Origin of the sequence: Microcystis sp. M53602_WE12 (assembly GCF_030065455.1) — a bacterium.
GTDB classification, from domain to species: Bacteria; Cyanobacteriota; Cyanobacteriia; order Cyanobacteriales; family Microcystaceae; genus Microcystis; species Microcystis aeruginosa.
Window position 1 is genome coordinate 1 of sequence record NZ_JASJFB010000524.1, and the last position, 1,338, is coordinate 1,338.

The 1,338-nt window shown below is 42.1% G+C and carries 1 protein-coding gene and 1 pseudogene; one reads left to right on the top strand and one right to left on the bottom strand.

The annotated features are described in order from the left end of the window. Positions 1-25 precede the first annotated feature (25 nt). Positions 26-148: pseudogene (locus PX482_RS17065) on the bottom strand (transposase family protein); the annotation flags it as partial. 176 nt (positions 149-324) lie between these two features. Here PX482_RS17065 and PX482_RS17070 point away from each other — a divergent pair. Then, positions 325-1,239: an alpha/beta fold hydrolase gene (locus PX482_RS17070; protein WP_002763855.1), complete on the top strand. Its 915-nt coding sequence runs from the start codon at positions 325-327 to the stop codon at positions 1,237-1,239. The last annotated feature ends 99 nt before the right edge of the window (positions 1,240-1,338 follow it).

Below are 1,338 nucleotides of genomic sequence, written 5' to 3' on the forward strand. Positions count from 1 at the left end.
TAGCAAACTCTCCTAGCTCTCTCTAACCTGAGTATCCTAGCATTGTTCCCAGTATTATTACTACTAATACTATCCATAAAGGGTGTCTTTTTCCTTTATTCTTACGAAAGTCCTTGACTTGTTTTAGTTTTTCTATTAAGCTCAACATATATTTTAAAAGTTGGCAGTCACTTCTCATTTTATCTGACTGTGATCGCTTTTACTTTTGATATTCTGATGGGAGAATGAAACAGCCCTACCTTGATAAGGGGGGTGTCTGATAATTTTTAACGCCTACCTACTTAGAGTAATATTTCCTGAAAACCTCTTAATTGTTTGACTTAAGTGAGAACTTCACCAGCTTGGACAGAACGTATCGGTTATCAACGGGATTGGGTGTGGCGCGGTTGGCAAATTCGTTATAGTTTTATGCCGGCAAAAAACCCCCAAGATGCCGATAAACCCCCTTTAATTTTACTGCATGGATTTGGAGCGGCGATCGAACATTGGCGCCATAATATTCCTATCCTCAGCCAAAATCATCGAGTTTACGCGGTAGATTTATTAGGTTTCGGTGGTTCGCGCAAAGTACAGGTTCCCTATACCGTTAATCTCTGGGTGGAACAGATACACGATTTCTGGCAAACTTTTATAAATAGACCAGTGGTATTAGTGGGAAATTCGATCGGTTCTTTAGTTAGTATGGCCCTAGCGGGTAAATATCCGGAAATGGTAGCCGGATTAGTTATGATCAGTTTACCCGATGTCAGCCGTCGGAGGGAAATGATTGCCAATTGGTTATTAGATATCGTCACTCCCATCGAAAACTTTTTCACTTCGCCTTGGCTATTAAAACCGATTTTTTACTATCTGCGTCGTCCGCAAGTCTTGAAAAAATGGACAGGAATCGCCTACGAAGACAAGAAAGCAGTCAGCGAGGAATTAGTACAAATTATCGCCGCCCCAACCCTAGATGAGGGGGCAGCCGAGGCGTTTATTTCCCTAGCACAAGCTGTTAATCATCCCGAATATTGTCCACCAGCAAAGTTAATTTTACCACGCTTAGAAATCCCGATTTTATTATGTTGGGGCAAACAAGATCGCATGGTTCCCGTCCAGTTAGCCCAGGGTTTTGTCTCCCTTAATCCTAGAATTAAATATGTAGAATTTGAACGGGCTGGTCATTGTTTACAGGATGAATGTCCCGACCGTTTTAATCCAATTTTATTAGAGTGGCTAGAATCTGTTCCTGTTCTTTGAGAGAATAGGGAGAGTGATTGTTGGTGATAGTCCTATGCAAACCTTGGAATCGACGCTCAACCCTCCCGCAACTGCCTCCGAATTCGACACCACGATTCA